Annotated in this window: 1 protein-coding gene; it reads left to right on the top strand. The window is 64.3% G+C overall.

Annotated features, from left to right (window positions below; translation table 11 throughout):
- Positions 1–52: 52 nt before the first annotated feature.
- The coding region (locus AWU74_RS08590) for a bifunctional hydroxymethylpyrimidine kinase/phosphomethylpyrimidine kinase (protein ID WP_238580287.1) at positions 53–437 on the top strand (385 nt) is incomplete at its 3' end.

A 437-nucleotide genomic window follows, 5' to 3' on the forward strand; every position in this document is an offset into this window, starting at 1 on the left:
GCCGGGCTGGGTTGCGGTCCGAGGGGGGGGCCTGCGGGCGAAAGTGGAAACGGTGTGCCGCGGGGTAGGGGTGGCGGCGGCGAAATCGGGTATGCTCGGCGCGCCGTATGCGGTGGAACTGACGCGCGAATTCATTGCGTCGTATCGGGTTAAAAACTATGTGCTCGACCCGGTCATGGTGTGCAAAGGCGCGGGTGAAGCGCTCAACCCGGAGCTGAATCAGGCGGTCGCGGCAAAGTTGCTGCCGCTCGCGGAAGTCGTTACGCCGAACCTGTTCGAGGCATCGCAGCTTTCGGGTCTGCCCGAAGCGACCACGCTGGAGGCGATGAAAGAAACCGCCCGCGTTATCGCCAGCAAGGGCGCGCACACCGTGTTTGTGAAGGGCGGTGCGAAACTCGCGGGCGCGGCGAAAGCGTTCGACGTGTTTTATGACGGGA

This window comes from Treponema endosymbiont of Eucomonympha sp. (genome assembly GCF_001028545.1).